The 22,175-nt window shown below is 65.4% G+C and carries 17 protein-coding genes and 1 pseudogene; 15 read left to right on the top strand and 3 right to left on the bottom strand.

The features are described 5' to 3' along the window. Positions 1 to 80 precede the first annotated feature (80 nt). The 6 genes and pseudogenes from ABB29_RS16790 to ABB29_RS04225 all read left to right on the top strand — a co-directional run. Positions 81 to 479 (top strand): annotated as a pseudogene (locus tag ABB29_RS16790) (chemotaxis protein CheW); the annotation flags it as partial. 65 nt (positions 480 to 544) lie between these two features. Beyond that, on the top strand, positions 545 to 853 hold the full coding sequence (locus tag ABB29_RS04245; protein ID WP_057657363.1) for an STAS domain-containing protein: 309 nt from the start codon (positions 545 to 547) through the stop codon (positions 851 to 853). After that, the gene (locus ABB29_RS04240) at positions 850 to 1,215 is read left to right on the top strand and encodes a response regulator (protein ID WP_057657362.1); all 366 of its coding nucleotides are present in this window, start codon (positions 850 to 852) and stop codon (positions 1,213 to 1,215) included. The genes ABB29_RS04245 and ABB29_RS04240 overlap by 4 nt, the downstream gene beginning before the upstream one ends. 46 nt (positions 1,216 to 1,261) lie before the next feature. Further along, entirely contained in the window at positions 1,262 to 3,244 is a 1,983-nt protein-coding gene (locus ABB29_RS04235) for a chemotaxis protein CheA (RefSeq protein ID WP_057657361.1), read from the top strand. Between the two features lie 100 nt (positions 3,245 to 3,344). Further along, a complete protein-coding gene (locus ABB29_RS04230) occupies positions 3,345 to 4,490 on the top strand; it encodes an OprO/OprP family phosphate-selective porin (protein WP_083487461.1) in 1,146 nt (381 codons plus the stop codon). A 302-nt stretch (positions 4,491 to 4,792) separates the two neighbouring features. After that, a complete protein-coding gene (locus ABB29_RS04225; protein ID WP_057657359.1) occupies positions 4,793 to 7,075 on the top strand; it encodes a methyl-accepting chemotaxis protein in 2,283 nt (760 codons plus the stop codon). 178 nt (positions 7,076 to 7,253) lie between these two features. Here the strand turns inward: ABB29_RS04225 and ABB29_RS04220 are convergent, their stop codons facing one another. The 3 genes from ABB29_RS04220 to ABB29_RS04210 form a co-directional block, all read right to left on the bottom strand. Further along, the gene (locus ABB29_RS04220; RefSeq protein ID WP_057657358.1) at positions 7,254 to 8,873 is read right to left on the bottom strand and encodes an XVIPCD domain-containing protein; all 1,620 of its coding nucleotides are present in this window, start codon (positions 8,871 to 8,873) and stop codon (positions 7,254 to 7,256) included. Beyond that, positions 8,870 to 9,778, bottom strand: a complete 909-nt coding sequence (locus ABB29_RS04215) for a hypothetical protein (RefSeq protein WP_057657357.1) — start codon at positions 9,776 to 9,778, stop codon at positions 8,870 to 8,872. The genes ABB29_RS04220 and ABB29_RS04215 overlap by 4 nt, the downstream gene beginning before the upstream one ends. A gap of 160 nt (positions 9,779 to 9,938) precedes the next feature. Further along, the gene (locus tag ABB29_RS04210) at positions 9,939 to 10,820 is read right to left on the bottom strand and encodes a hypothetical protein (RefSeq protein ID WP_057657356.1); all 882 of its coding nucleotides are present in this window, start codon (positions 10,818 to 10,820) and stop codon (positions 9,939 to 9,941) included. A 314-nt stretch (positions 10,821 to 11,134) separates the two neighbouring features. Here ABB29_RS04210 and ABB29_RS04205 point away from each other — a divergent pair, with 314 nt between their 5' ends. From ABB29_RS04205 to ABB29_RS04160, 9 genes are all read left to right on the top strand, one after another. Continuing rightward, a complete protein-coding gene (locus tag ABB29_RS04205) occupies positions 11,135 to 11,914 on the top strand; it encodes a flagellar brake protein (protein WP_057657355.1) in 780 nt (259 codons plus the stop codon). A gap of 175 nt (positions 11,915 to 12,089) precedes the next feature. Further along, a complete protein-coding gene (locus ABB29_RS04195; RefSeq protein ID WP_057657353.1) occupies positions 12,090 to 12,566 on the top strand; it encodes a chemotaxis protein CheW in 477 nt (158 codons plus the stop codon). Positions 12,567 to 12,668: 102 nt separating this feature from the next. Beyond that, on the top strand, positions 12,669 to 15,236 hold the full coding sequence (locus ABB29_RS04190) for a bifunctional diguanylate cyclase/phosphodiesterase (protein ID WP_170185845.1): 2,568 nt from the start codon (positions 12,669 to 12,671) through the stop codon (positions 15,234 to 15,236). A 151-nt stretch (positions 15,237 to 15,387) separates the two neighbouring features. Then, positions 15,388 to 15,789 carry a hypothetical protein gene (locus ABB29_RS04185; RefSeq protein WP_057657352.1) on the top strand — a complete coding sequence of 134 codons (402 nt, stop codon included), beginning with the start codon at positions 15,388 to 15,390 and terminating at the stop codon, positions 15,787 to 15,789. Between the two features lie 109 nt (positions 15,790 to 15,898). Beyond that, positions 15,899 to 18,145 (top strand): methyl-accepting chemotaxis protein, encoded by a 2,247-nt coding sequence (locus tag ABB29_RS04180; protein WP_057657351.1) that lies wholly within the window; start codon positions 15,899 to 15,901, stop codon positions 18,143 to 18,145. Positions 18,146 to 18,209: 64 nt separating this feature from the next. After that, positions 18,210 to 19,100 (top strand): CheR family methyltransferase, encoded by an 891-nt coding sequence (locus ABB29_RS04175; protein ID WP_057657350.1) that lies wholly within the window; start codon positions 18,210 to 18,212, stop codon positions 19,098 to 19,100. Beyond that, positions 19,097 to 19,699, top strand: a complete 603-nt coding sequence (cheD, locus tag ABB29_RS04170; RefSeq protein WP_057657349.1) for a chemoreceptor glutamine deamidase CheD — start codon at positions 19,097 to 19,099, stop codon at positions 19,697 to 19,699. The genes ABB29_RS04175 and cheD overlap by 4 nt, the downstream gene beginning before the upstream one ends. Next, positions 19,699 to 20,775, top strand: coding sequence for a protein-glutamate methylesterase/protein-glutamine glutaminase (locus ABB29_RS04165; protein ID WP_057657348.1), 1,077 nt, complete (start codon positions 19,699 to 19,701; stop codon positions 20,773 to 20,775). The genes cheD and ABB29_RS04165 overlap by 1 nt, the downstream gene beginning before the upstream one ends. 199 nt (positions 20,776 to 20,974) lie before the next feature. Further along, the gene (locus ABB29_RS04160; RefSeq protein ID WP_057657347.1) at positions 20,975 to 22,162 is read left to right on the top strand and encodes a methyl-accepting chemotaxis protein; all 1,188 of its coding nucleotides are present in this window, start codon (positions 20,975 to 20,977) and stop codon (positions 22,160 to 22,162) included. The last annotated feature ends 13 nt before the right edge of the window (positions 22,163 to 22,175 follow it).

Below are 22,175 nucleotides of genomic sequence, written 5' to 3'. Positions count from 1 at the left end.
CGCGGCTGTTGCCGCAACCGGGCGAAGCCGCTTCGGCGCATTTCCGGCCGTTGGCCGAACCGACCACGCGCTGGCTGCGGATGCGTTGCGACCAGCAGCAGTACGCGCTGGAACTGCTGAAAGTGCAGGAAGTGGTATTGCCCTCGACGCTGCTGCCGTTGCGCGGCGGCCCGCGGCATCTGCTCGGGGTGATGAACCTGCGTGGACAGGTAGTACCGGTGATCGACATGGGCCTGTTCCTGGACCGCGCCGCGGTCAGCGTCGACAGTCATTCGCGAATCGTGGTGCTGGAGGAGAACGGCGAAGTGCTGGGCCTGCAGGTCAGCGCGGTCGAGGATGTCGCCAACATCGCCGCCGCCAGCATCGAACCGCCCGATCACGCGCGCATCTGCCGGATCAGCAACCACCTGTTCCGTGGCGTCGCCCGCCTCGGCAGGCAGACGGTGATCCTGCTGGATGCCTCGCAACTGCTGGCCTGAGCAGGCCGGCCTCAAGTCCTGGCCGATACGGCCGATATGACCTCGAACCGACCTTCGGAGACACCATGAGTGCATTGCCATTGGCGGCCGATCTCGGCATCGAGACCGCCACCGACCTCAAGCAACAACTGGCCGCCCGCCTGGAGCAGGCCGAGCCGCTGCTGCTAGACGCCGGCAGCGTGCAGCGCGTGCATACCGCCAGCCTGCAGGTGCTGTGCACGTTCGTGCGCGAGCGCAGCGGCGCCGGCCGCGACACCGGGTTCTCCGCCACCAGTGCCTCGTTCCTGGACGCCGTGCGCCTGCTCGGCCTGGGCCAGTCGCTGGGACTGGCCAACGACAACAACAACACACATCCAATGGAGAACCCTGCATGAGCGCTCGTATTCTGGTGGTGGACGATTCGGCATCGATGCGACAGATGGTCGCCTTTGCCCTGACATCGGCCGGCTATGCGGTGGACGAGGCCGAAGACGGACAGGTCGCGCTGGGGCGCGCCCAGGGCCAGAAATTCAACGCCGTGGTCACCGACGTCAACATGCCCAACATGGACGGCATCACCCTGATCCGCCACCTGCGCGGCCTGCCCGACTACAAGTTCACGCCGATGCTGATGCTGACCACCGAGTCGGCCGCCGACAAGAAGTCCGAAGGCAAGGCCGCCGGTGCCACCGGCTGGCTGGTCAAGCCGTTCAACCCGGAACAGCTGGTCGCGACCATCCAGAAAGTCCTCGGCTGATTTCCTTCTCCGCACACACGCCCATTCGACCCACGGTGCCGCGCCAATGAACATGGACATGCAACGCTTCCACGCCACCTTTTTCGAGGAAAGCCGCGAAGGCCTGGAATCGATGGAAGCCGGTCTGCTGTCGCTGGAACAGGGCAACCGCGATGGTGAACTGATCAATTCGATCTTCCGGGCCGCGCATTCGATCAAGGGTGGCGCCGCCACCTTCGGTTTCGAGGCGATGGCCGGGCTGACCCACGTGCTGGAAACCCTGCTCGATGAAGTGCGCGCCGGCAAGCGCGCGGTCGATGCGGCGGCGGTCGATGCATTGCTGGCCTCGGTCGACGTGTTGCGGATGCTGCTGGCCGAACTGGAAACCGGCCAGGCTGCCGATGCTGCCCAGGTGCAGGCCATCCACCAGCGCCTGCACGCGGTCATGCATGGACACGCCGGCGGCAGCGAAACCAGCGCGCCTGGCAGCGAAAGCAGCGCTGGCGCGGCCACCGAACCACAAGGCTGGCGCATCGGCTTTACTCCGCAGCCATCGTTGTTCATGAGTGGCAACGACCCGCTGCGGATCCTGCGCGAACTGGAACACCTGGCGCCGCTGCAGGTCGATTGCCGCTTCGATCGCCTGCCCGCCTTCGCCAGCATGGACCCGTTGCAGGCCTACCTGGCCTGGGACCTGGGCCTGTTGGGGCCGGTCAAGCGCGAGTCGCTGGACGAAGCCTTTGCCTGGGTCGAGGACGATTGCGAACTGGATATCCAGCCGATCCTGCCAACCGCACCGGCGCCCGCGGCGATCATGCAGGCCACCGCCCAGGCGGCACCGGCTGCGGTGGAGGCCGCGGCAACCGGCAACGAAACCGCCGCGGAAACCTCGATCCGGGTCGGGGTCGACAAGATCGACGGTCTGATCAACCTGGTCGGCGAGCTGGTGATTACCCAGGCGATGTTGAAGCAGGTATCGCACGGACTGGACGAGCGCAGCTGCGAACGCCTGCTGGCCGGCCTGGACCTGCTGGAACGCAATACCCGCGATCTGCAGGAAGCAGTGATCGGCGTGCGCATGTTGCCGGTCGATGCGGTGTTCCGCCGCTTCCCGCGACTGGTCCGGGATCTGTCGGCGCGGCTCGGCAAACAGGTACGCCTGCGCACCGTCGGCGAAGGCACCGAACTGGACAAGGGCCTGATTGAACGCGTCGCCGACCCGCTGGTGCACCTGGTCCGCAACGCCATCGACCACGGTCTGGAAATGCCCGAGGCGCGCACCGCGCAGGGCAAGGACGCGGCCGGCACCATCACCCTGGCGGCCTCGCACCAGGGTGGCCACATCGTCATCGAAGTCAGCGACGACGGTCGCGGCCTGGATCGCCAGCGGATCCTGGCCAAGGCCAGCGAACGTGGACTGCCGGTGCCGGAAAACCCGAGCGACGCGCAGGTCTGGGATCTGATTTTCCAGCCCGGTTTTTCGACTGCCGAGGCGGTCACCGACCTGTCCGGCCGTGGCGTTGGCATGGATGTGGTCCGTCGCAACATCCAGGCGCTGGGCGGTGAAGTGCAGTTGGAAAGCACGCTCGGCAAGGGCACCCGCGTAGTGATCCGGCTGCCGCTGACGCTGGCCATCCTCGATGGCATGACCGTGGCCACCGGCGAGGAAACCCTGATCCTGCCGTTGACCTACGTGCTGGAAGCACTGCAGCCGCAAGCCGAGGACATCCGCACCATGGGCGGCGAAGGTCGCGTGCTGCGGGTGCGTGGCGAATACATCCCACTGCTGTCGCTGACCGAGCGCTACCGCTACGGCGCTCGCAGTGATGGCGAGACGCTGGTCGTGGTGGTGGAGGCCGATGGCCAGAAGATCGCACTGGAAGTGGATGAGCTGCTCGGCCAGCAGCAGGTGGTGGTCAAGAACATCGAAAACAATTACCGGCGCATCCCCGGCATTTCCGGTGCCACCATCCTCGGTGATGGCCGGGTGGCGTTGATTGTCGACGTCGGCAGCCTGGTGCGTTCGTTGCGGCAGCCACAGGCGGCCTGATAGCGTGCATGCCAGCCGCTTTGGCGGGCGTCCCTTGTTTCCCTTTGCTGTCCACAGTGGCGAATGTCGCGCTGTGCCGGCTTTTAGCAGGTCAATAAAAATGAAATACCGCTTGTTGCATGCCGCCCTGCTGCTGGCGCTGGCCGTCGATGCCCGGGCCGACAGCCTGTGGCCACCCAAGGCCAGCTTCGACGATGGCAGCAGCCTGTCGCTGATGGGCGCCGCCGCCTATGACTTCAACCGCGTCGACGGCCACGGCTATCCCGCCGGCGCGCCGCTGCAGGACAACGACGACTGGCGTCGCAGCGAACTGGGCGTGCGCTACAGCCGTCCAGGCGTGCTGGATCTGGCCGCGACCTACGACTTCAATTCCGACAGCTGGCTGGACGTCGGCGCGCGCATCGAGACCAGGGCGATGTTCGGACGCGACCTGGGTCGCGTCCGCATCGGCCAGATGAAAACCACGGTCGGGCTGGAAGGCAACACCGCGTCGCGCAGCATCCCGTTCATGGAATTCTCCACCGTCACCCAGGCTTTCTTCGAGAATCGCCGGGTCGGTGTCGACTGGACGTTGGAACGGCCGCAATTCCTCGCCGTCGCCAGCTATTTCTTCAAGTCCGACATCGACGCCGACAACGATGGCGATACCGTCGGCGCCCGGCTGGTGTGGACGCCGCGCAAGCAGGAAGGCGACGTACTGCACCTGGGCCTGTCTGCTTCGCGCGAAACCCCGGACAGTGGCATCGCCCGCTGGCGGGCCAAGCCCGAGCTCAGCCTGACCGCCGCGCGACTGGTCGACAGCGGGGTCATCGAGCATGTCGACAACATCCAGCGCCAGGGCATGGAGGCGTTGTGGCAGCGCGGACCGCTGCAACTGCAGGGCGAATACCTGCGCCAGCGCACCCGCCGCCAGGACGGCTTCCGCGACTACGCCAGCGATGGCTGGTATGCGATGGGCAGCTGGCTGCTGACCGGTGAATCGCGGCCCTATGCCGGCGCCAACACCAGCAATCCCAAGCCAGTCCGTGACAGTGGCGCGGTCGAACTGCTGGCGCGCTATTCGGATCTGGATCTCGATGCCGACGGCATTGCCGGTGGCCGCGAGAAAAACTTCACCGTCGGCGTCAACTGGTACCTCACCGCATACCTGAAATTCGTCGTCGATTACACCCGCGTCGATGCCCGCCGCCGTGGCCAGCAGGCCGATCCCAACCTGCTGCAGGCCCGCGCCCAGCTGCATTTCTAACGGTAAACGCGCATCGCCGGCGGCTGCTGCGTGACTGGCTGCACTGCCCACTCCATCGCCGCGTGTGCATGTCCGGCGTCCGCAGCGTTGCCGGATGCCATCGCGTGCCGGCGGCGCTTTCCGCTGTCGCGGCAAAAATCCGACCGCCATCACTGCCGTGCGATCCGCTGGTCGGAAATGGTGTCTTTCGCGAAGTTTTTCTTTCAAGTTTGCGGCAACCGCGCCGCTAGCTTGGACAGCGAGCCACCTCCCATCCCGCGAGGCAGGCCACCGCGTTCTAGGCTTGATCGGAGAGCACTCAGATGAACTGGTTCCATAACCTGCCCATCGCCCGCAAACTGGCGCTGGCATTCACCACCACCGTATTGCTGACGCTGGCCCTGGGCGCGCTGTCGCTGTGGCGACTGTCGGTGGCCAACCACCAGATTGCCGACGCCAATGAAAACTGGATGCCGGCGGTCCAGCACCTGGGCGAGATGCGCGCCCAGCTGGGTGAGTTCCGCACTTACGAGCAGTCGATGCTGACCAAACAGGGCATGCCCGATGAGCTGGCCGACTACCAGAAGCGGCTGGCCGCCACCCGCGCCCTGATCGAAGCCGAAGAAGCCGCCTACAACGCCATCCCGGCCGAATCCTCGCCGCAGGAGCTGGCGATCTACGACAAGGTGGCCAAGGCCCGCAAGGATTATTTCGAGGCGCATGAGCGGCTGCAGGCCGCGGTCGCCGCCGATGATTTCGCCACCGCCGCCACCATTTCCAGTGACGAATCACGGCCGCTGCGCCGGGTGTTGTTCAACCATCTCAAGGAACTGTCGGAATACAACGTCAAGCATCTGGCAAGCGAGGTCGCCCAGTCCAAGGCCGCCTATCACCGCACCGTGACCACGCTGTGGATCGGCCTGGCCGCGGCGGTGCTGCTGGCCGCTGTGCTGGGGCTGCTGATCACCCGCGCCATCACCGGTCCGCTGGAGCGCGCGGTGCGCGCGATCAAGGCGGTGGCGGTCGGCGATCTGAGCAGCAACACCGGCGCCTGCGGCAAGGATGAACTGGGCCAGATGCTGGATGCCACCCAGCGCATGCAGGCCCAGATCCAGCACGTGATCGAAGGCCTGTCGGAAATGGCCGTCCAGCACGACCGGGGCACCATCAGCTATCGCATCGATGACAGCCGGTTCCCCGGCGAGTACGGCCGCATGGTCCGCGAGACCAACGCCCTGGTCGCCCAGCACATCGGGGTCAAGATGCGTGCGGTCGATATCATGAAGCGCTACGCCATCGGCGACCTGTCACCGGACATGGACCAACTGCCGGGCGAGAAGGCGGTGATCACCGAAGCGATGGCCACCACCAAGCGCAACTTGGCCGCCATCAATACCGAAATCAAGCGCCTGGCCAGTGCCGCCGCCGATGGCGACTTCAGCCAGCGTGGCGATGTCGACCAGTACCAGTACGAATTCCGCGACATGGTCGATGGCATCAACCAGCTGATGGAGGTCACCGACGAAAACCTGTCCGAAGCCTCGGTGGTGCTGCAGGCCATCGCCCGCGGCGACCTGACCGCCCGCATGCAGGGCGAGTTCCACGGCGTGTTCGCCCGCATGCGCGACGATGCCAACGCCACCGTCGCCCAGCTCACCGACATCGTCAGCCGCATCAAGGGCGCCTCGGTCAACATCAACACCGCCGCCGGCGAAATCGCCTCCGGCAACGCCGACCTGTCGCGGCGTACCGAACAGCAGGCCGCCAACCTGGAAGAAACCGCCGCCTCGATGGAGGAACTGACCTCCACCGTGCGCCAGAACGCCGAATCGGCCCGCCAGGCCAACCAGCTGGCCATCGGCGCGGCCTCGGTCGCCTCGCAGGGCGGCGAGGTGGTCGGCCAGGTCGTCACCACCATGCGCGACATCGAACAGTCCTCGCGCAAGATTGCCGACATCATCTCGGTCATCGACGGCATCGCCTTCCAGACCAACATCCTGGCCCTGAACGCAGCGGTCGAAGCCGCCCGCGCCGGCGAACAGGGCCGCGGCTTTGCCGTGGTTGCCAGCGAAGTGCGCACCCTGGCCCAGCGCAGCGCCAACGCGGCCAAGGAAATCAAGGGCCTGATTGAAACCTCGGTCGGCAAGGTCAGCGATGGTTCGGCACTGGTCAACCAGGCCGGCCAGACGATGGGCGAAATCGTCGCCAGTGTGCAGCGGGTGACCGACATCATGGCCGAAATCTCGGCCGCCTCGCAGGAGCAGTCGGCCGGCATCGAGCAGGTCAACCAGACCATCACCCAGATGGACGAGACCACCCAGCAGAACGCCGCGCTGGTCGAGGAAGCCTCCGCCGCCGCACGCAGCATGGAAGAACAGGCCGGCGAGCTGGCCGATACGGTGGCCCTGTTCGTCCTGCGAAAACACGCCGACGACGAGGCGGCGGCAGCACCGGCCACATTGGCATTGCCGGCAGCGGTGACTGCATTGATGCAGCCCAGGACCAAACCGGCGGCGCGCCCTGCCCCGCCGCGTCCAGCCAAGCCAGCCGCACGCCGCACCAGCGCCGCAGCCGCGGTCGAAGACAGCGAGTGGCAGGAGTTCTGAGCCAGCACGGCTGATGGTCAAGGGACGCCGCTCGCGGCGTCCTTTTTGGCGTTCCAGTCCCAACTCAGGGCATCGCTCAACCCAGGCCAGCGCGCTCATTGCAATGCGCCGGGCCCTGCCGTCAAACCGTGCCTGGGCCGAGTCCCAGCAATCCGGTCGGGCAGTTCACGCGCTCACCTCACGCCAGCTGCATGCCGCGCCGCTGCTGCTGGTGCAGTTCGCGCTGTTCGGCCTGCAGAAGTTGTTGCTGGTTCAACTGCTGGTTGTGCTCGAGGCTGTCGCGCATCGCCGGGACCGGAGCGGCCATCTCGACCCGGGTCCAGGGATGCAAATAGCCGCCAGTACCTTCGATGCTGATAGCGTCACCCAGCATGCTGACCTGTCCCAGTTGCTCGCGTCGATGGATACGGCCGTGCTCGCGACCAGCCAGCATCGCATTAAATACCACCTCATCGCCCAGATGGGCGGGCATCTGGCTACGGTAGCCATCAAACAGTTCGCGGTCGGCAGCCGACAACTGCTGCAGCAGTTGCTGGTGTTCGATCGTGCGTTCGGCGGCCGGCGCCTGACTCAGATAATGTGGTGACCGGTTGCCAGCCCAGGTGTTGGCGTGTTGCTCCATCGACCGCGCCAGTGCATCGGTGGTGTCCAGCGTATGCTGCTGCTCCGGTTCATAGACGCTACCGGGGCGATGACGGATATGGACGATGCCCTGCGCGCCCATGCGCAGGTGCACATTGGCCGGATGGAAGCCGTCCTGCTGGCCCTTGACCGCCAGCGCTGCTGCCAGTCGCTCACTGCTGGCACCCGAGGCAATGCCCAGTTCGGCATCGAGCTGTCGCACTTTATGCAAGGCACAAGCAAAACTGCCGTGGCCCGGATGGCTGGGGTCGGCCAGGCTGGCAGGCAACTGCAGACCCGGCACCGGCAGCGATTGCTGCGCCAGCGTGCGCGGGCTGCTGGCGATATCCCGATACGGGTCGTCGGGCTGGAACTGGCTGGCCTTGTGCTGCCGTTGCAGTCGCAGTTGACGGATATCCTCCAGGTCCTGCAGCGTCTGCGTGTCGGTCACCTGACGAATCTGCGGCCCGACCGCAACGCTGCCATTGCCTGTGCGCACCGAATACCACAGATTGTCGCGTGCTTCGAACTGATAGTAGAAATGCTTGCTGCCAATGCGTTCCGGATCGACGTTGTCCAGACTCTCGGCGGCCAGGGCGCTGGCCAGGCTCAGCTTGCCGAGGTAGCTGGCAGCACGTTCAGCCGGCAGATAGCGGCCGATCTCGACGCCGGTGTGCAAGGCACGATCCAGGCCCAGGCGCTGGTTGTCCAGCATCTGCGACCAGATGCGCTCGGCGGCCGGCTCGCCATCTTTCTTCCATGCCGCTTCCAGCAACACGCGTGGCGTCCAGGCATCGGGGTCAAGGCCGGCGTTTTGAAAGCTCTTGTCATGAGCCTCCTGCACCAGCTTGACTGGCAGATTCAGGGCCGCTTGTGGGTCATGCTTGTCATTGAGTTGTTTTTCGCGCAATGCATAGTCCTGACGAATCAGGTCGATGCCGAACTTCTCCCACTCGCGTTCGCTCAGCTGGTGGCCGCCATGGTCGTGGACATGCAGCTGCGCGTACTGGTTGGCGACCGCACCGGGCATATTGTCATTGCGCACCACCCCCAGCGCCAGCAGCCCATAGCCATCATTGCCCGGCAACTGCGCCAGGTAGTTCCAGTACAACTCACGGTTTCCGTTCTTCGCGTAGCCATGCAGAATCTTCAGATTCTGTTCCGTCAGCCCGCTCATCGCTGGCTCCAGTGCTTCCAGCCCTCGCCTTCACCGACGTAATAACGGTCCAGATTGGCGCGGATGGTGTCCTCGATGCGCTGCCAGTCCTTCAGCAGCACCCGGTTGTAACCCACATACACCAAGGTCTTGTATTTGGGAATGGCGAACGCATGGTCGCAGGACGTGCTGCGCGAATAAGCCGGGTCAGCGACAATGCGGTCACCCTCAATCTTCACCCCGTCCGGCAGTGCTCTCGACTCACACTTGATCCGGGTCAGCAGATGCCCTTGCGCATCACGACGCAGATACCAGTCCTGGATGTCCCGCCGTGCCGGTAGCCCATAAGTGATCTGATCCTGGCCTTGGGTGAGCTCCTGGTAGCGGCGACGGTCGGCCTCGCTGACATACCAGCGTTGCAGTCCATAAAAAACCTCCTCGTCGCGTGTCCGATGGGAGATCTGGCGGTCCGGATCCTGCCGGCTGATGGGGTCGTCATCCGGCGGACTGACCCCAGCCTCCAGTGATTCATACCAGGGCAGCTTGTCCACATAGTCCAGACTGGCTCGTACCAAGGCATAGAACTCCGGCATGCTCATCACCCGTCGCCGGCCCGGTGGCAGGGGTTTGAGCTGTGGCCATTCCAGTTCCATCGTCACCCCACCCTGGAAATCCGGACCTATCTGGCTGCTGAAATAATTGGCCGGAATCATGAACCGGTGTGGACCCAGCCAGGTCTCCTGCGGCGCATTGGTATAGGCATAGCCATCCTCATCCCGGTTGATGATCAGGGGTTCCTGAGCGTATTCCATATAAACCAGCTCCTCCTGCAAACGTTGTTCCGGTGACTTGGCCGGCGCGCAGCCGGGAATGGTGGTCAGCACGGTCAATACCAGACCGATCAGATGTGTGCGGGTGTTGAACATCCATTTTTCCTGTAAGTCTGTCGTGTCATCGACAATGCAATGGGGCAAGCGCCGTGTGATGGCCATCAGTGTTGGGCAGCGGAGCAGTTCAAGTACAACTCGCGGTTCCCGCACTTCGCGTAGCCATGCAGAATCTTCAAATCTTTCTGCGTCAATCCGCTCATCGCTGGCTCCAGTGCTTCCAGCCCTCGCCTTCACCGACGTAATAACGGTCCAGATTGGCGCGGATGGTGTCCTCGATGCGCTGCCAGTCTTTCAACAGCACCCGGGTGTAGTCAACGGTGACCAGCGTCCTGTACTTGGGAATGGCGAAATAGTGAGTGCAGGACGTGCTGCGCGAATAAGCCGGGTCGTCGTCGACCCGCTCACCTTCAATCTTTACCCCGTCCGGCAGTCCACGATTGTCACAGACGATATGCGTTGTCAGATGACCCTGCGCATCGCGGCGCAGATACCAGTCCGGGGTATCCTGCCGGGCTGGCAGCCCATAGCGGCGCGGCTGCTGGTCTTTGATAAGCTCCAGATAACGGCGGCGGTCAGCTTCGCTGACAATCCAGCGCTGCAGGCCATAGGCATCCTCTTCATCGCGGGTCCGATGAGAGATCTGGCGGGCTGGGTTCTGGCGGCTGATGGGGTCGTCATCCGGCGGACTGACCCCGGCCTCCATCGATTCATACCAGGGCAGTTTGTCGACATAGGTCAAACCCGCCTGGACCAAGGCATAGAACTCCGGCATGCTCATCACCCGCCGCCGGCCCGGTGGCAAGGGCTTGAGCGCCGGCCATTCCAGTTCCATCGTCACCCCGCCCTGGAAATCCGGACCTATCTGGCTGCTGAAATAATTGGCCGGAATCATGAACCGGTGTGGACCCAGCCAGGTCTCCTGCGGCGCATTGGTATAGGCATAGCCATCCTCATCCCGGTTGATGATCAGGGGTTCCTGAGCGTATTCCATATAAACCAGCTCCTCCTGCAAACGTTGTTCCGGTGACTTGGCCGGCGCGCAGCCGGGAATGGTGGCCAGCGCTGCCAGGACCAGCATCAGCGGCCACCTGCAAGTGAAGTACATCGACACCTCCTGTGAACGCCAAAGCGCTTTCCGTGAGATCCACGGCAGCGTAGGCGGCGCGCCGTCGCAGGGTCAATCAAACGAGTTGTAATGTGACATTGGTCTGTCTCGCGTCAGGCATGGGAAGGCGACGCACGAAACCGCGCCGGATAGTGCCCGACCAAGGACCTGAAGAACTTCAGCGTCCGTCAGCACAGGCCGGGCCTGACGCTAAAGTTTTCCGGCGACGGCGCGATATATATCCCGGGCGCCGCGATGCGCCTGTTCCCGCAACCGCAGCCGAGCGTATGTCCGAATCAGCCGTCAGCGCCAATCCACCACCGGTACGCTACGAAGAGGACGAGAAGTACCTGCTGCGTGGCCAGCGCAAAGTCGGGCCGGTGCTGAACGCGCTGATCGAGCGCCAGGCGCTGATCAGTGCCTGGATTTCGCCGCGTAACCTGAGCTTCCCGACCGCGTTGCTGGAGTATTCGGCAGACACCGGCAGCGTGGTCATCGATGCCAGCGTCAACGAAGCCCTGAACAGCGCGGTCCAGCAATGCAGCCATCTGACCTGCGTGTCGCAACTGGACAAGGTGCACGTGCAGTTCCGCCTGCAGGGCCTGCGCCTGCAGACCCTGGCCGGACAGCCGGCGTTTGTCGCCGCCGCGCCCTCGCAGCTGCTGCAACTGCAGCGGCGCGAGTACTACCGACTGCCAGTGCCGCTGACCCAGCCGCTGACCTGCACCGTCGATTTCAGCGATCGCCACGGGGTCATCAGCCGCCGCGACCTGCGCGTGCTGGACATCAGCGCAGGCGGCATCGCCGTGGTCGCGCCGGACGACCAGCCCGGGTTCCGGCCGCTGAACGCCTTCGAATCCTGCAGCCTGCAATTGCCGGACAGCGAACCGCTGCCGATCCAGCTGCAGGTCCGCAACCTGTTCCGGCAGAAGCTGGCCAACGGCCAGGAATCGTGGCGTGCCGGCTGCGCGTTCCTGCGCCTGCCACACGGCGCCGACCGCCTGATCCAGCGCTACATCTTCCGTATGGAACGGTTGCGCACCGCGCGCCGGCAGGGCCTGGTATGAGCCACACGGCCCCGCCGGCGGCCATTACCGCCGCGCTAAAGATTCCATCGCCGGCGTCGATACCGTTCCATGAGCACACGGCGCGCGCCTGCGACGCGCCCGCCACCGCCATCCGACAGACGGCCGCGCCAAGTACGCGCGCCCGCCTGGACGCAACGCCACAGGAGCATATGCAATGAGCAGCAACACGACCGCGGCCGACGAGTTCCTCAGCTTCACCCTGGGCCAGGAACACTACGGCGTGGACATCCTCAAGGTGCAGGAGATCCGCGGCTACGACGCGGTGACCCGGCTGCCGGACGCCCCCGACTACATCAAGGGCGTGATCAACCTGCGTGGCACCATCGTGCCGGTGATTGACCTGCGGCTGAAACTGCGCCTGGCCGAAGCGCGCTATGACGCGTTCACGGTGATGATCGTGCTGAACGTCGAAGATCGCGTGGTCGGCATCGTCGTCGACAGCGTGTCGGACGTGGTACCGCTGTCGGCCGAACAGATCCGGCCGACGCCGGAGTTCGGTGCCCAGGTCGATACCCGCTTCATCTCCGGCATCGGCTCGATTGACGATCGAATGCTGATCCTGCTCGACATCGAAACCCTGCTCGACAGTGCCGACATGCATGCACGGGACATCCAGGACGTGGCCGCCTGAGGCCACACGTTGGCCGCCGGCGTGCGCCTGATTGATCCGCTGTCGCGGATGGCTGATGCCGCCCCGCCTGATCCCGCCCCCACGTCCACCCCAGAGACGGCCATGACCCACGCCGCCCACGCCGCGCACGCCGGTTGCGCGATCCTGCCAGCTACATTCGACCCCGGCATCGCCAGCCTGCTGGCCCAGTCGGTCGATGCGGCACTGGTGGTGGACGCCGACAATACGGTGGTGCTGGCCAACCCGATGGCGCAGGCGCTGCTCGGCCACGCCGGTGACAGCCTGCTCGGGCTCGACATCCACCAGTTGCTGGTCTGCCCGCTGCCGCATGCCGGCCCGCCGGCGCAGGCCTCGTGCGTGGCGCGCCTGGCCGGCAACCATCACGCCATCGGCATGCGTTGCAGCGACGGCAGCCGGTTGTCGGCCGCCCTGTCGATCTCGCCACTGCGATTGCAGGACGGGCACTACCACGTCATCCATATCCGCGACATCAGCGAATACCGCGAGCAGCAGGAACGGATGCAGCAACTGTCGCTGGTGATGGACAAGAGCGACAACGCGATTTTCATCAGTACTCCCGAGCGCCGCGTGGTCTACATCAACCGTGGCTTCACCCGGCTGATGGGTTACCCGCTGGACGAGATGTTCGGCCATATTCCCAGCGAGATGCTCAGCGGCCCGCACACCGATCCCGGCCTCGACAGGGCGATTGCCGGCGTGGTTGGCAGTGGCGACAGTCTCAACACCGAGGTCCTGCTGTACGCACGCGATGGCCGGCCGGTATGGGTGTCGGCAGCGGTCAATCCGGTCCACGGCGACGACGGCAAGCTGATTGCGCTGGTCAGCGTGCTGACCGACATCACCCACACCAAGATGCACCAGGTGCTTCACCACAAAGTGCTCAACGCGATGGTGCGCGAATTGCCGGTGGCCGAAGTGATGAACCTGATCTGCCTGGAGATCGAGCGCATTTCACCGGAGCTGGTGACCTCGGTGGTCGCGGTCGACAACAGCGGCGAGCTGAAGCCATTGGCCGCGCCCAGCCTGCCCGCGCACATCCTGCAGTCACTGCAGGGGCTGCCGATGGGTCCGCGTGCCGGCGCCTGCGGCACCGCCGCCTGGCGCGGCCGGCCGGTGCATACCGCCGACATCAGCGAATACAGCGTGCTGTCGGACTATCACCGCTATCTGCTCGAACAGGGCATCAAGTCGTGCTGGTCCAACCCGATCAAATCCAGCAACGGCCGGGTACTGGGCACGCTGTCGTTCTACTCCCGGCAGATGCGCAGCGCCGACGAATTCCACCAGCGGCTGGTCGATACCTGCCTGCATCTGTGCGCGCTGGTGATGGAGCGCGAGCTGACCAACGAGCGCGTGCACCAGCTGGCGTTCTACGACACCCTGACCGGACTGCCCAACCGGGTGATGTTCAGCGCCAAGGCCGAACAGATCCTGGTCAGCGCGATCCAGATGAACACCCAGGCCGCGGTGCTGTTCATCAACCTCGATCGGTTCAAGCGGATCAACGACGCGCAGGGCCATGCCGCCGGCGACGGCGTGCTGCGCGACATCGCCGCACGGCTGGTCGACGAATTACCCGGCATGAATCTGATCGGCCGCCAGGCCGGCGACGAGTTCGTGATCATCCTGCCGCACTCCAGCACCGAGCTGGCCGGCAGCGTCGCCGAACGGCTGCTGATGGCCATCGCGCAACCGGTCAGCGCCGGGGTGATGACGGTGCATCCCAGCGCCAGCATCGGCGTGGCGATGTTCCCCGGCGACGGCTGGGACATCGAGCACCTGTTGCGGCATGCCGACATGGCGATGAACCAGGCCAAGAACGAGGGTGGTGATCGCTTCCGCTTCTACAGTCGCGAGATGGACCGCGTCGCCCAGGAACGGGTCTCGCTGGAAACCGCGATGCGCGAAGCGCTGGCGACCGGCCAGTTCCACCTGCACTACCAGCCGCAGGTCGGCGGCGACGGCAACGCGCTGTACGGGGTCGAGGCGCTGCTGCGCTGGGACCACCCGGAGCTGGGGCCGATTGCGCCGATGCGCTTCATACCGGTCGCCGAGGAATGCGGCATCATCCGCGAGCTCAGCCTGTGGGTGCTGGAACATGCCTGCGCGCAGATGGCGCGCTGGCGTCGCGACGGCGTGCAGGTGCCGCGGGTGTCGGTCAACATGTCGGCACTGAATTTCCGCGATGGACAACTGGCCAGCCAGATCCAGCAGACCCTGGCCCGGCACCAGCTGTCGGCCGACGATCTGACCCTGGAAATCACCGAGAGCGTGATGCTGGATCCGGACCCGGAAGTGCTGGACAACATCGAGGCCATCTACGTGATGGGCGTGCGCCTGTCGCTGGACGACTTTGGTACCGGCTACTCCAGCCTCAGCCATCTGCATCGTCTGCCGATCTACGAGCTCAAGCTGGACCAGAGCTTCGTCCATGACATCGAGAGCAGCGCCATCGCCCGGACCCTGATCAGTTCGGTGCTGCGGATCGGCGAAAGCCTCGGCATGAAGGTCGTCGCCGAGGGCGTGGAAACGCCGTCGCAACGCGACTTCCTGATCGAACAGGGGTTCCCGGTGCTGCAGGGCTTCCTGTTCTCCGAGCCGTTGGCCGCCGATGCGCTGGCCGCGTGGTGGCAGGCCGGCAGCGCCTGAGCGGGATCCCGGCGCGGCGACGGGCGATGCATTGCCTGCCAGCCACTCCCGGCGCGAAAAACCACTCAAGTTTCCCGCGCCGCGGCCGATCTGAGTCTGCGAGACGCCTGCCGGCGCCAACCCGTTCAATCGTTCCCCGGAGAATCTGCAGATGAAAACCGCTTCTTTCGTGTTTGTTTCCGTCGCCATCGTTGGCGCCGCGCTGTCGTTGGCGCCGCGCGCGAACGGCCAGTCCAAGGTCGACAACGCCATCCCCGCCGAGATGGCGACCAAGTTCGCCGGCAAGTCCGGCGTGGTCTGCGGCAAGGTCGGTCGCGCCCGCTTCGCCGAGAATTCCGAAGGCGAGCCGACCTTCCTGTACATGGGCGGTGACTTCCCGCGCCACACCTTCACCGCACGCATCCCCGGTTCGGTCCGCGCCAAGTTCTCGCCGGCCCCGGAAACGCTGGAAGGCAAGGCCGTGTGCGTGATCGGCGACATCAAGCGCGACGCCTCGCGCGCCGAAATCGTGATCAACTCGCCGTCCAACCTCAAGCTGGCGACGATGAACTAAACGCGGCACCCCACGGCCAGCCGGCCCACGGCTGGCCTGTTTCGGACCGCGGCGCCCTTTTCCAGCGGCTGCACGCGCGGCCACCGCCTGTCAACAGGATTGGATTTCAATGCACCGGATCAAGAATCTCAAACTCACCACCAAGATGATGCTGGCCTTCGGCGTCGTCCTGGTATTGATGCTGGCACAGGGCGTTGGCTCGTTTGTCGGCCTGTACTCGCTCAACAACGTCACCCGTGAAATGACCAGCAACACCCTGCCCAGCGTCAAGCTGGCCGGCGACCTGCGTGGTCTGATGGGTGAATACCGCAGCACCTCCTTCGCCACCCTGGTCCGCGCCAGCGACGCGGTCAAGGCCGACGCTCGCAAGCAGGCCGCCGCCACCGCCAAGCTGATCGACAAGGATCTGGCCGCGTACAAGCCGCTGATCGCCGATGCCGCCGAGCGCAAGCTGTATGACCAGTTGATGATCGACTGGAAGAAAGCGCACCGCTCGTACATGGATGTGTTCGAGATGCTGGATCTGCAACTGGAAGACGATGCGGTCGATGCCTTCATCGGCAGCACCTACCAGGCGCACAGCAAGGCCACCCGCACATTGTCGATGCTGATCGAAGAAGTCGATCGCCAGTCGGCCGCCGCCACCCGCAGCGCCGAAAGTACCTTTGCCGCTTCCAATACCCTGATCGGCATCATGCTGCTGGCCGGCATCGTCGGCGGCCTGTTGCTGGCCTGGTTGTTTGCCCGCGCCATCGCCCGATCCGTGGGTGAAGCGGTACGCGTGGCCAACGATGTCGCCAGCGGCAAGCTCGACGGACGCATCGACACCAGCCGCAGCGATGAAGTCGGCCAGCTGCTCGGCGCGATGCAGCGCATGCAGAGCCAGGTGCAGCAGGTCATCAGCGCGCAGAGCGAGATGGCAACCCGGCATGACGAAGGCGCCACCAGCTATCGCATCGATGACAGCCGGTTCCCCGGCGAGTACGGCCGCATGGTCCGTGAGACCAACGCCCTGGTCGCCCAGCACATCGATGTCAAGATGCGCGCGGTCGAGATCATGAAGCGCTACGCCATCGGCGACCTGTCGCCGGACATGGACCGACTGCCGGGCGAGAAGGCCGTGATCACCGAGGCCATGGATGAAACCAAGCGCAACCTGGCCGCCATCAATACCGAAATCAAGCGCCTGGCCAGTGCCGCCGCCGATGGCGACTTCAGCCAGCGTGGCGATGTAGACCAGTACCAGTACGAATTCCGCGACATGGTCGATGGCATCAACCAGCTGATGGAAGTCACCGACGAAAACCTGTCCGAAGCCTCGGTGGTGCTGCAGGCCATCGCCCGCGGCGACCTGACCGCCCGCATGCAGGGCGAGTTCCACGGCGTGTTCGCCCGCATGCGCGACGATGCCAACGCCACCGTCGCCCAGCTCACCGACATCGTCAGCCGCATCAAGGGCGCCTCGGTCAACATCAATACCGCCGCCGGCGAAATCGCCTCCGGCAACGCCGACCTGTCGCGGCGTACCGAACAGCAGGCCGCCAACCTGGAAGAAACCGCCGCCTCGATGGAGGAACTGACCTCCACCGTGCGCCAGAACGCCGAATCGGCCCGCCAGGCCAACCAGCTGGCCATCGGCGCGGCCTCGGTCGCCTCGCAGGGCGGCGAGGTGGTCGGCCAGGTCGTCACCACCATGCGCGACATCGAACAGTCCTCGCGCAAGATTGCCGACATCATCTCGGTCATCGACGGCATCGCCTTCCAGACCAATATCCTGGCCCTGAACGCAGCGGTCGAAGCCGCCCGCGCCGGCGAACAGGGCCGCGGCTTTGCCGTGGTCGCCAGCGAAGTGCGCACCCTGGCCCAGCGCAGCGCCAACGCGGCCAAGGAAATCAAGGGCCTGATTGAAACCTCGGTCGGCAAGGTCAGCGATGGTTCGGCACTGGTCAACCAGGCCGGCCAGACGATGGGCGAAATCGTCGCCAGCGTGCAGCGGGTGACCGACATCATGGCCGAAATCTCGGCCGCCTCGCAGGAGCAGTCGGCCGGCATCGAGCAGGTCAACCAGACCATCACCCAGATGGACGAGACCACCCAGCAGAACGCCGCGCTGGTCGAGGAAGCCTCCGCCGCCGCACGCAGCATGGAAGAACAGGCCGGCGCACTCGCCGACACGGTCAGGGTGTTCGTACTGGAAGCGCAGGCGCGCGAAATGGATGAGGCTGACGATGCCGCCAGCCAGCTGGCATCGGCCGCTGCCAGCAAGACCAGCAGCGCCCGGCCCAGGGTCGCCGCGCGAGCCCGCCAGGAGGAGCCGGCGCTGGTTGGTGCCGACGAGGACTGGCAGGAATTCTGATTGCCGCATGACCCCGACGGGGCGCCCGGCGCCCCGTCGCTCCTCCATCACCCCCGGAACCCGCATGTCCGTTGCCGCTCCCACCCACGCCGCCAGCGGCGCTTCCAGTGCCTTGCCACGCGCCGGCAATGGACAGCGCGAATTCGAGTTCGGCGACCGCGATTTCCGCCGGGTCTGCCAGTTGATCCACCAGCGTGTTGGCATCGCCCTGGCCGACGGCAAGCGCGACATGGTCTACGGCCGGCTGTCGCGGCGCCTGCGCGCGCTCGGCATCGGCTCGTTCCGCGAATACCTGGACCGGCTGGAACGCGAAGGCGGCGACGAATGGCAGGCCTTCACCAATGCGCTGACCACCAACCTGACCGCGTTCTTCCGCGAACCGCACCACTTCGACCGTCTGCGCGAGGAACTGCACAAGCGTGCCGGCGACGGCGAGCTGCGTCTGTGGTCGTGCGCCGCCTCCACCGGCGAGGAACCGTATTCGATGGCGATCGCCGCCTGCGAGGCGTTCTCGACGCTGTCGCCACCGGTACGCATCCTCGCCACCGATGTCGACACCCAGGTACTGGCGACCGGCCAGCGTGGAGTTTATCCGCTGGAGCGCATCGCCGCGCTCGACGACAACCTGCGGCGCAGGTATTTCCAACGCGGCACCGGCAGCCAGGAAGGGTTGTGCCGGGTCCATCCGCGGCTGCGCCAGCTGATCGATTTCCAGCCGCTCAACCTGCTGGCGCCGCGCTACGACGTGGCCGGACCGTTCACCGCGGTGTTCTGCCGCAACGTCATGATCTACTTCGACAAGCCGACCCAGCGCGGCATCCTGTCGCGGCTGGTGCCGCACCTGGCCGATGACGGCATGCTGTACACCGGTCATTCGGAAAACTACCTGCACGCGGCCGATATCATCCAGCCGTGCGGGCGTACCCTGTATCGCCGCAATGGTCAGTTGGCATGAACGCCGCTGCCCTGGTCGAGGCCGGTGACAGCGTACTGCGCTACCGCGACGCACGCTTCCACACCGATGCCGCCAAGCTGCTGCCGACCCAGTACCTGGTGGTCGATACCGACATGGCGCTGGTGACCGTGCTGGGTTCCTGCGTGGCCGCCTGCGTGCGCGATCCGCTGCTCAAGCTGGGCGGCATGAACCACTTCATGCTGCCCGATGGCCAAGTCGGCGACGGCGCGCCCGCCCGCTATGGCAGCTACGCGATGGAGTTGCTGATCAACGATCTGCTCAAGCGCGGCGCACATCGCTCGCGGTTGCAGGCCAAGGTGTTTGGCGGCGCCAACGTGCTCAAGGGCTTCACCAGCAACCCGGTCGGCAGCCGCAACGCCGAATTCGTGCACCGTTACCTGCAGGCCGAGAACATCCCGGTGGTGGCCGAGGACCTGCGCGGCATCCACCCGCGCAAGGTCTGGTTCTTCCCGCGCACCGGCCGGGTCGTGGTGCAACGGTTGCCGCATGCGCACGACGCCGAGGTGGTGGCTACCGAAACCGCGATCCGGGCACGCCTGTCGCGTGCGCCGGTCACCGGCGGCGTGGAGTTGTTCTGATGCCGGCGTGCAAGGTATTGATCGTCGACGACTCGGCGGTGGTCCGCCAGCTGCTGACGGAGATCCTGTCCAGCGATGCCGGCATCGAGGTGGTCGGCACCGCCGCCGATCCGTTGCTGGCGCGCGAGAAAATCAAGAAGCTCAACCCCGACGTGGTCACCCTGGACGTGGAAATGCCGCGCATGGACGGCTTGACCTTCCTCGAAAACCTGATGCGGCTGCGGCCATTGCCGGTGGTGATGATTTCCTCGCTGACCGAGCGCGGCGCCGACACCACCCTGCAGGCGTTGTCGCTGGGCGCGGTCGATTTCGTCGCCAAGCCGGCGCTCGCTGTCAGCCAGGGGCTGAGCAGCTACGCCGATGAAATCATCGCCAAGGTCAAGGCGGCGGCGCACGCCAGGGTCAGGCCGTCGGCGCGGGTGCATGCGGCGCGCCACGTCACGCCAAGCATGAGCACCGCCGCGCCAACCGCGCGCCGCGCTTTCAGCACCACTGACCGCCTGATCGCCATCGGCGCCTCGGCCGGTGGCACCGAGGCGATCCGTGCGGTACTCGAACAGATGCCGGCCGATGCCCCGGCCATCGTCATCACCCAGCACATCCCGGCCGGCTTCAGCCGCGCCTTCGCCGAACGCCTGGATCGGCACAGCGCGATGGCGGTGCGCGAAGCCAGTGATGGTGAAGCGGTGCTGCCCGGCCATGCCTACCTGCCGCCCGGCGGCCGCCACCTGCGGATCATCCGCGACGGTGCGCGCTGGCGCTGCCGGATCGACGATGGTCCGGCGGTCAACCGGCACAAGCCGGCGGTCGACGTGCTGTTCCACTCGGTGGCCCAGGCCGCCGGCCACAACGCGGTCGGTGCGATCCTGACCGGGATGGGCGATGACGGCGCGCGCGGATTGCTGGCGATGGCCCAAGCCGGCGCGCCGACACTGGTCCAGGACGAAGCCACCAGCGTGGTCTGGGGCATGCCGGGCGCCGCGTTGCGACTGGTCGCCGACAGCGAACAGGCAGCGCTGGAAAAGATCGCCAGCCGCCTGCTGACCCTGGCCGCGACCGACAGCACCCATCGCTAGCGCGACGCTTGCCTGCACGGCGCCACGGTCAACCGCAAATCCGTCCACCACGCGGTGACGCATGCGCTCAGCGGGCGTTCGGCGGATGCGCTGCAGCGCCATGCAACAGGCCTCGTGCCAGCAGCAGAAACTGCACCGCCGCGCTAAAGACCACCCGGTTGCGGCCGATACCCAATACGTGAATCAGTAGAGAACCCACATGTATCCGCGCACATTGGTCCGTCTAGTTGCTCCCTTGTTGTTGACCCTGCTGTTCCCGCTGGCCGTGTTGTTCGAATGGCCGGTGCCGATGCGCTGGGCCATCCTCACCACGATGACACTGGCCTGGTTGCTGCACGCCTGGCTGGCGCACACGGCCACCCGCAGTTCGCCGCAGCAGAGCACGCTGCTGCGCGAACAGGAAACCCTGCTTGGCGAGCTGCGCAAGTTCGTCGACAACGAAATCGAAGGCTCGCGCGGAGAGATCGAACGCGCCCGTGGCCTGATTCGCGAAGCGGTCAGCGGACTCGGCGAGAGCTTCGATGCGATGAGCCGCAAATCCCGTGAACAGAGCCAGGTGGTGTCGCGCATCGTCGACCGCGCCGGTGACAGCAGCAATCCGGGCATCGATGTCGCCCAGTTCGCGCACAACGCCAGCCAGCGCATGGAACAGCTGGTCGAGGCGCTGGAACAGGTCAGCGGCCAGAGCTCGACCACGGTGCACCACATCGACGAGATGGCCCAGCACCTGGATGGCATCTTCTCGCTGCTGGAAGACGTCAAGTCGATCGCCGACCAGACCAACCTGCTGGCGCTGAATGCAGCCATCGAAGCCGCCCGCGCCGGCGAGGCGGGCCGTGGCTTCGCGGTGGTCGCCGACGAAGTACGCAATCTGTCCGAGCGCTCGACCACCTTCAACGAGCAGATCCGCAAGCTGGCGCACAGTTCCAAGGATGCCATTGCCAAGGTCCGCGAAACCGTTTCCCACATGGCCTCGCGGGATCTCGATCGCTCGCGCGAGGCACGCAGCGAAGCCGCCAACATGCTCAACCAGGTCGCCGCCATCAATCATTCGCTGGGCGATGGCATGCGCGAGATTTCGCAGTGCGGCAAGGCCATCGACGGCACCGTCGCCGAAGCGGTGCGCGCCCTGCAGTTCGAGGACATCGCCACCCAGTCACTGGGCAGCGCCGCCACCCACCTCGACCGCCTGACCATGATCAACCGCGAGGCGCTGGCCCTGCAGGAACTGCTGCAACGCAGTGCCGGCAACGACGATGGTGAAGTGCTGGCCAGCCTGCGCAGCGTCGGCAACCGGGTCCGCAGCCAGCGCAGCGAATGGGAACGGCCGCCGCACAAGCCGGTCGCGCAGCAGAACCTCGGAGCCGGCACGGTCGAACTGTTCTAGCCTGGCGCGCGAT

The organism is Pseudoxanthomonas dokdonensis (genome assembly GCF_001431405.1).
In the GTDB taxonomy this organism is placed as follows: Bacteria; Pseudomonadota; Gammaproteobacteria; order Xanthomonadales; family Xanthomonadaceae; genus Pseudoxanthomonas_A; species Pseudoxanthomonas_A dokdonensis.
Note: the sequence above shows the minus strand (reverse complement) of the source record. Positions and strands in the feature narration are given on the sequence as shown.

Bases quoted from the DNA above. Each gene is read 5' to 3' on its own strand.
- ABB29_RS04245 (WP_057657363.1), top strand. From the start codon at position 545: ATGAGTGCATTGCCATTGGCGGCCGATCTCGGCATCGAGACCGCCACC.
- ABB29_RS04240 (WP_057657362.1), top strand. From the start codon at position 850: ATGAGCGCTCGTATTCTGGTGGTGGACGATTCGGCATCGATGCGACAG.
- ABB29_RS04235 (WP_057657361.1), top strand. From the start codon at position 1,262: ATGAACATGGACATGCAACGCTTCCACGCCACCTTTTTCGAGGAAAGC.
- ABB29_RS04230 (WP_083487461.1), top strand. From the start codon at position 3,345: ATGAAATACCGCTTGTTGCATGCCGCCCTGCTGCTGGCGCTGGCCGTC.
- ABB29_RS04225 (WP_057657359.1), top strand. From the start codon at position 4,793: ATGAACTGGTTCCATAACCTGCCCATCGCCCGCAAACTGGCGCTGGCA.
- ABB29_RS04220 (WP_057657358.1), bottom strand. From the start codon at position 8,873: ATGAGCGGGCTGACGGAACAGAATCTGAAGATTCTGCATGGCTACGCG.
- ABB29_RS04215 (WP_057657357.1), bottom strand. From the start codon at position 9,778: ATGTTCAACACCCGCACACATCTGATCGGTCTGGTATTGACCGTGCTG.
- ABB29_RS04210 (WP_057657356.1), bottom strand. From the start codon at position 10,820: ATGCTGGTCCTGGCAGCGCTGGCCACCATTCCCGGCTGCGCGCCGGCC.
- ABB29_RS04205 (WP_057657355.1), top strand. From the start codon at position 11,135: ATGTCCGAATCAGCCGTCAGCGCCAATCCACCACCGGTACGCTACGAA.
- ABB29_RS04195 (WP_057657353.1), top strand. From the start codon at position 12,090: ATGAGCAGCAACACGACCGCGGCCGACGAGTTCCTCAGCTTCACCCTG.
- ABB29_RS04190 (WP_170185845.1), top strand. From the start codon at position 12,669: ATGACCCACGCCGCCCACGCCGCGCACGCCGGTTGCGCGATCCTGCCA.
- ABB29_RS04185 (WP_057657352.1), top strand. From the start codon at position 15,388: ATGAAAACCGCTTCTTTCGTGTTTGTTTCCGTCGCCATCGTTGGCGCC.
- ABB29_RS04180 (WP_057657351.1), top strand. From the start codon at position 15,899: ATGCACCGGATCAAGAATCTCAAACTCACCACCAAGATGATGCTGGCC.
- ABB29_RS04175 (WP_057657350.1), top strand. From the start codon at position 18,210: ATGTCCGTTGCCGCTCCCACCCACGCCGCCAGCGGCGCTTCCAGTGCC.
- cheD (WP_057657349.1), top strand. From the start codon at position 19,097: ATGAACGCCGCTGCCCTGGTCGAGGCCGGTGACAGCGTACTGCGCTAC.
- ABB29_RS04165 (WP_057657348.1), top strand. From the start codon at position 19,699: ATGCCGGCGTGCAAGGTATTGATCGTCGACGACTCGGCGGTGGTCCGC.
- ABB29_RS04160 (WP_057657347.1), top strand. From the start codon at position 20,975: ATGTATCCGCGCACATTGGTCCGTCTAGTTGCTCCCTTGTTGTTGACC.